The organism is Bradyrhizobium sp., from assembly GCF_049691595.1.
GTDB lineage: Bacteria > Pseudomonadota > Alphaproteobacteria > Rhizobiales > Xanthobacteraceae > Bradyrhizobium.
On the sequence record NZ_JBAVNZ010000026.1, the window covers coordinates 1 to 5,870 of the forward strand.

The window sequence follows — 5,870 nt, forward strand, 5'->3', positions numbered from 1 at the left end:
GCATCTATCTGTGCGCGCGGCCGCGGATGTCGCGGTTCTACGAAAGGCTGGGCTGGAGCCTCGTCGAACCGATGGTCGGGCCGCGCCAGTTGGGCGTATTTTTCCGGGACGCGGGCGCGGCCTGAGCCAATTTGGTTCCGCTCGAAAACGCTAATTCGCCGCCATGAAGATCGAGAGCCCGAAACCGGTGAGGTGGTGCAGCGCCTGATCGACCCCGATCAGCGACCAGAACCACGGATGCTCCGGCGTCACGCCGAACGTCGAGGTACAAAGTCCCTTGGCGCGATCGACCGTGATGTGAATGGCGAAGTCGATGAAAGCGACGAACCAGAATTTGGGCGCGACGATCAGGATCAGCAGCAGCGCGACGGCGAGGTGAACCAGGCAGTGGGCCACAAGCGGCAGCGCCCAGCCGGTCTTCTGGTCCTTGCCGATCGCCATCCAGGAACTCTGCAGGAAGAAATCCGCCACCACGTGCTTGGCGGTGAGAAGCAGCATCCACCCCACCAGCGCATCAACTGGAACCGACGACGACATGGCAGGAAACAACAAAGCTGACGCCCTTTGCTGGGACTGAAGAGGGGTGGCAAAAAGAAAAGCTGGACCAGGCCGTCAGCGCAACTTGTTCTCAAACCCGGACAAGTCGCTAATTATCGCCCATTTATGACACCTCCCGGGCCGGAATGCACCTGTGGGTAGTCCGAAAATCACACGATATGACCTTGCGGGGATACGCCCGGGGGCGTTCCGCACATACCTCCAGGATTAACGTTACCGGCGGGGCGTGATTTGCAATCCCGCGGCAGCCGGATATCATCGCTGGACTGGAAATTATCGTTCTTTTTTAGGTATTTACGAATTGATCGGGCGGTCCGCCCGCCGGTTGAGGCGGCAAAGCACCCCCGGAGACCGGGTATGAGCCATGAGCGCCGAAGCGCCCGCACCGCTTCCTGACAAGCCGCGCCCCCGCTCACGGGTCGTCAAAAGCAACCGTACGCAGATCATCTTGTTTTCGGTCCTGACATTGCTCCTGACGGCGGCGACGGTCTGGGGCGGCCGGGTCTGGCTCAGGAATTCGGAAACGCTGGTGTTTGCCGTCGGCGAGCCCAACGGCCGAGAGGCGCGTTTCGCCGCCAGGCTCGCCGCGGTGCTGAAGAACAACGCCACGCGGCTGCGGCTCAAGATCGTGCCCAACGCGGACAATACCAGGGCGCTCGCGCAGTTCGACCGCAAAGAGGCCAATCTCGCCGTGCTGCGCACCGACGCGAAGATTCCGCCGCGCGCCCGCGCCATCGCAATCCTCGAACATGATCTGGTGCTGGTGCTGAGCCCCGGCGGCAAGAAGATCAAATCGGTTTCCGACCTGCGGAAGAAGAAAATCGCGGTCGTGGCCGACGGCGACAACGGCGTGACATTCGTGCGCAAGGTCCTCGAGCTGTCCGACAGCCCCGACGCCGCGTCGCGGGTCCAGCTGGCGCCGCCGAACATGACTTTCGACAAGATGTTCGCGGCGGGCTTCGGCGCCGTGGTTGCGATCGAGCACACCTCGCGGATCATCAAGGACAAGGCCTACGAGCAATATGCCAAACGCGGCGGCTTCACCTTGAACCCGATCGACGCGGCCAAGGCGCTGGCCAGGAAATATCCCGCCATCTCGCAGGAAACCGTGACCACCGGCATGCTGTCCTCCTCGCCCGCGATCCCCGATGACGACGTCGACACCATCGGGCTGGAGTGGCTTCTGGTTGCGCAGTCAAACCTCGCGGCGACGACCGCGGGCGAGCTCGCGCGCCTTATCTATGAGAACAAGGCCGAGCTGGCGCTCGACGACGGCTTTGCCGCCAGGATCGAACCGGCCGCCACCGACAAGGACGCCTTCATCGTCGCGCATCCGGGCGCGGCCGAATATATCAATGACGACACCAAGTCGTTCCTGGATCGCTACAGCGACATCATGTATTTCGGCGCCGCCGCGCTCAGCATCATCGGCTCGATCTTTGCCGGCATCTATACCAAGGTCACCCGGGTCGCCCCGGAAAAGGCCGGCGAGCTCGCGACCGCCATTCTCGACATCGGCGAACGGATGGAACACGCCGGAACCCTCGACGCGCTGGACGAGTTGCAGGACGAGCTCGAGGCGATCTTGCGCGGCGCGGTGATAGGGCTGCGCGACGGCACCATCTCGAGCGACGGACTGGAGACATTCAAGCTTGGCTATGAATTCGTCCGTGACGAGATCGGCATGCGCCGCGATCATTTGAAACGGCATCCGCCGCCGCAGGACGACAATGTGGTGGCCGTGAAGACGGCGCACAGCGCGTGAACGCGATCACCCGGCCGCCGCGTTCGTCGCAGCCGGCGCCCGCGCCCTGATCTCCGCGATCTTGCGCTTCAGCGCCGCCTGCCGCGAATCTGGCAAGGCGGCGGCGCGGGCTTCCGCGATCGCACCGGCAAGATCGGGCAAGGCGAGAGCGCCGTCAAAGGTCGGTTTGACAAGGCTATCGATGATCGCATGCCAGTCCGCCATGCCCTGGCGGTAGGCGTCGCCATACCCGTTGACCATGGTCGCGGTCTGCGCGATCGCGGACGCCGCCCCGGGTTGCCTGGTCAGGCTGCGGTCGATCATGTGCAGCCAGCGCTCGACCCAGACCCGCTCCCTGGCATAGCGCACCGAGAACCGCCGCCATCGCCGCAGCGCCGCCTCGATCCTGAGCCGGCGAATGCCCCAGCGGCTTTTCGTGCTGAACCGGATCGAAACCGTCTTGCGCGCCCATCCGACCCGCGCCAGCACGTCGAGCACGGGATCGGCGACAATGGCGGGAAGCGCTTCGATCAGCTCGTCGAGCCGGAATTTTCTGACATCGTCGGCGGATTTGACCGGCGCGCGCCCGTCCGTCGCGCCGAGCTCGGCGAGTTTCAGCTGCGCGATCCGGATCGGATCTTGATAGCTCATGCGCGCCGCCATCAGCCGGGCGATGTCGCCGAGCAACGTGTCATCGACGCCGTGCCGGCCGACGAACCGCCGCAGCCGGTCGACATAGAGCTGCGCGTAGCCGACGCCCTGATAGTCGATCAGCAAGTGGATGGCATCGCTGGCGGCAAGCGCGACCGAGGCTGGCAGGCCTTCCGGGAGAAACGGCGGCGTGTCGTCATCGTCGCCGATGAAATCGGCAAACAGATAGCGCAACGAAGCCAGGATGCCCTTGTCCGACACGCCCGCGCGCCCCCCCCTGCTCACGCGGGCTTCGGCTCGGCCGCAGGGGCCGCCTGCTGCGCCAGCCGCTTCTCCAGCTTGTCGATGTTCTCGAACAGCCGGGCGCTTGTGAGGCGAAGGAAGTAGAAGCCGAAGGCCGGGTTTTGCACGTAGAGCTCCTCGACCTTGCTGTAGCTGACGCTCAGGATCAGCCCGGCTTCCACGCATTCCAGCGTCTGGGTGCGCATGTTCGACGGCGACAGCATGCCGAGTTCACCGACGATCGCGCCGACCGGCAGTTCGATCCCGGACTCGACCAGCTTGAACCGGCCGCTGACGATATAGAGCATGTCCTCGGCCTTCTCGTCCTTGTAGAACAGCACATCTCCGGCGGCGCAATTGCGCTCGGTCATGAACGGCTTCAGCCATTCCATCGACAGGTCGCTGTTGACCGATTTCTTCACGTCGCGCACCAGCTGCAGCATCTGGTGCAGCCGATAGGAATTGAGCAGTAGAACCACCGTCTGCACCAGGATGACCAGATAATTGGGGCCAGGAATCGCGGTCGCGATCAGGACGACGTTGGTCAGAATGCCGAAAATCCGCAACGGGATCATGGTCCGCATCGTGGTCGTGGCAACCACGAAGACGGACGCGAACAGGGTGCCGACGGTTCCTGCGTGTTCTGCCAGATGAGATGTATCCATTGGAGCCAACCAGCTTTGCATAATGAACGTTTTTGCGAACGGATATCGGCGCGCGCCCGACATCCTGATGTTCGCCAACCACCTTCGATATACGGGGAAAAAGCGACGTTTTGACAGGAATTCTCACCTATCCCGGGTAAAAATTCAGCCTTGGCCGGCTCCCGGCCGTTCCCCCGAACCGGATGCCGCCCGGCCTGGCAAGGCGCTTTGATCGGCCATCGTTGACGGCCCCCCCGAGGGCGGGCACCTTGTAGCCAGCGGTCACGCTTTGGTTTTGACCGGATCAGGCTTTTTCGCACCGACAGGCGGCCCCTTCCCGATGTCCAAGCGGCTCGTTCACCCGGCTCTGGCTCAATTCGCCGCCGCGACGGCTGGCCGCAACATGACCACGACGGCCTATGCGGCGGTAACGATCGGCGTCGGCACGATGGTGCTGCTCACCATCGCGCCGGCCTATGAGGCGGCGCATCACTGGGTCGATGCGGTGCTGTGGGCGTGCCTCGCCTATTTCGTGTTCGAATGGGCGGTGCGGCTGCACCACGCCGCTCTGTCAGAACGGGGATGGGCTTATGCGCTGTCGGGCCGCGGGCTGGTGGACACCCTCGCCGCCGTGGCGGTGCCGCTTGCCATCATCTGTGGTGTAGAACCCAGGACGGCGTGGCTGCTCTGCGTCCTGTGGGTGCTGAAGGTGGTTCCGGGAATTCCGGGACTGCGGCAATTGCGCCGCGTTCTGGCGCTGGAATCCGGCCCGCTGTTGAGCGTGCTGGTGATCTTCCTGATGGTACTGTCGCTGGCGTCGGTGGCGGTCTACTTCTTCGAACGCGACGCCCAGCCCGCGGCGTTCGGCAGCGTCCCGGCGACCCTGTGGTGGGCGGTCGTCACCCTCACCACCGTAGGCTATGGCGATGTCGTGCCGGTCACGTTGCTCGGCCGGCTCACCGCGGCGGTCGTGATGATCTGCGGGCTCGGCGTTTTCGGACTCTGGACCGGCATCCTCGCCACCGGCTTTGCCGCGGAGACCCGTCGCGACAATTTTCTGAAAACCTGGGAATCCGTCAGCAAGGTGCCGTTCTTCGCCGCGCTTGGCCCTGCCGCCATCGCCGACGTGACGCACATGCTGCGCACCATGGACCTGCCGGCGCGCACCATGATCATCCGCAAGGGCCAGGCCGGCGACTGCATGTATTTCATCGCCGCAGGCGAAGTCGAGGTCGATCTGCCCGGCAAGAAGGTGAAGCTCGGCGAAGGCGCGTTCTTCGGCGAGATGGCGCTGCTCGGCAACAATCTGCGCTCGGCCAATATCACCACCACGCGGGTGTCGCGACTGCTGGTGCTCGATCTCGTCGATTTCCGCCTGTTGATGGCACGGCACCCCGATCTGGCCGAGACCATCGATGTCGAAGCCAACCGGCGGGCGCTGGAAAACAAATAATGGGGACGACGATGCCTGAAGCGGCCGAGGCGGCCGGCGCGCCGGTGCTCGAGATCTCGGGCGCACGCGCCACCATCCGCCTCAACCGCCCGAAACATTTGAACCGGCTGCAGGCGGAAGACCTCGACGCGCTGATCAAACTGTTCGACCGGATCGAGGCCGATGCAGCGATCCGGGTGCTGGTGCTGACCGGCACCGGCCGCGCCTTCAGCGCCGGCTACGACCTCAACTCGGTCGCCGAGCGCGCCGCCAGCGCCAGCGAAGCGCCGAGCGCCGGTTCGGCCTTCGAAGCGGTCGTCAACCGGCTGGAGGATCTCAAGCTGCCGACCATCTGCCGGCTCAACGGCGGCGTCTATGGCGGCGCGACCGATCTGGCGCTGGCCTGCGATTTCCGCATCGGTGTCGATTCTGGCGAAATGTTCATGCCGGCCGCGCGGCTCGGGCTGCATTACTACACGAGCGGCATCCGGCGCTATGTGTCGCGGCTCGGTGTCGACAACGCCAAGAAACTGTTCCTGACCGCCGAGAGGATCAGCGC

General features: G+C 64.3%; 6 protein-coding genes. 3 read left to right on the forward strand and 3 right to left on the reverse strand.

Going from position 1 to position 5,870, the window contains the following annotated elements:
* Positions 1 to 150: 150 nt before the first annotated feature.
* On the reverse strand, positions 151 to 498 hold the full coding sequence (locus tag WCE35_RS01010; protein ID WP_424591483.1) for a DUF3307 domain-containing protein: 348 nt from the start codon (positions 496 to 498) through the stop codon (positions 151 to 153).
* Positions 499 to 922: 424 nt separating this feature from the next.
* Between WCE35_RS01010 and WCE35_RS01015 the strand changes: the two genes are divergently transcribed.
* Positions 923 to 2,323 (forward strand): TAXI family TRAP transporter solute-binding subunit, encoded by a 1,401-nt coding sequence (locus tag WCE35_RS01015; protein ID WP_424591484.1) that lies wholly within the window; start codon positions 923 to 925, stop codon positions 2,321 to 2,323.
* Between the two features lie 6 nt (positions 2,324 to 2,329).
* Here the strand turns inward: WCE35_RS01015 and WCE35_RS01020 are convergent, their stop codons facing one another.
* Positions 2,330 to 3,238: a DUF6537 domain-containing protein gene (locus WCE35_RS01020; RefSeq protein WP_424591485.1), complete on the reverse strand. Its 909-nt coding sequence runs from the start codon at positions 3,236 to 3,238 to the stop codon at positions 2,330 to 2,332.
* Entirely contained in the window at positions 3,235 to 3,900 is a 666-nt protein-coding gene (locus tag WCE35_RS01025; RefSeq protein WP_424591486.1) for a Crp/Fnr family transcriptional regulator, read from the reverse strand. The genes WCE35_RS01020 and WCE35_RS01025 overlap by 4 nt, the downstream gene beginning before the upstream one ends.
* A gap of 319 nt (positions 3,901 to 4,219) precedes the next feature.
* Here WCE35_RS01025 and WCE35_RS01030 point away from each other — a divergent pair, with 319 nt between their 5' ends.
* Positions 4,220 to 5,332 carry a cyclic nucleotide-gated ion channel gene (locus WCE35_RS01030; RefSeq protein ID WP_424591487.1) on the forward strand — a complete coding sequence of 371 codons (1,113 nt, stop codon included), beginning with the start codon at positions 4,220 to 4,222 and terminating at the stop codon, positions 5,330 to 5,332.
* An 11-nt stretch (positions 5,333 to 5,343) separates the two neighbouring features.
* Positions 5,344 to 5,870 (forward strand): enoyl-CoA hydratase/isomerase family protein (locus WCE35_RS01035; RefSeq protein ID WP_424591488.1); only part of this gene is annotated, 527 nt, incomplete at its 3' end.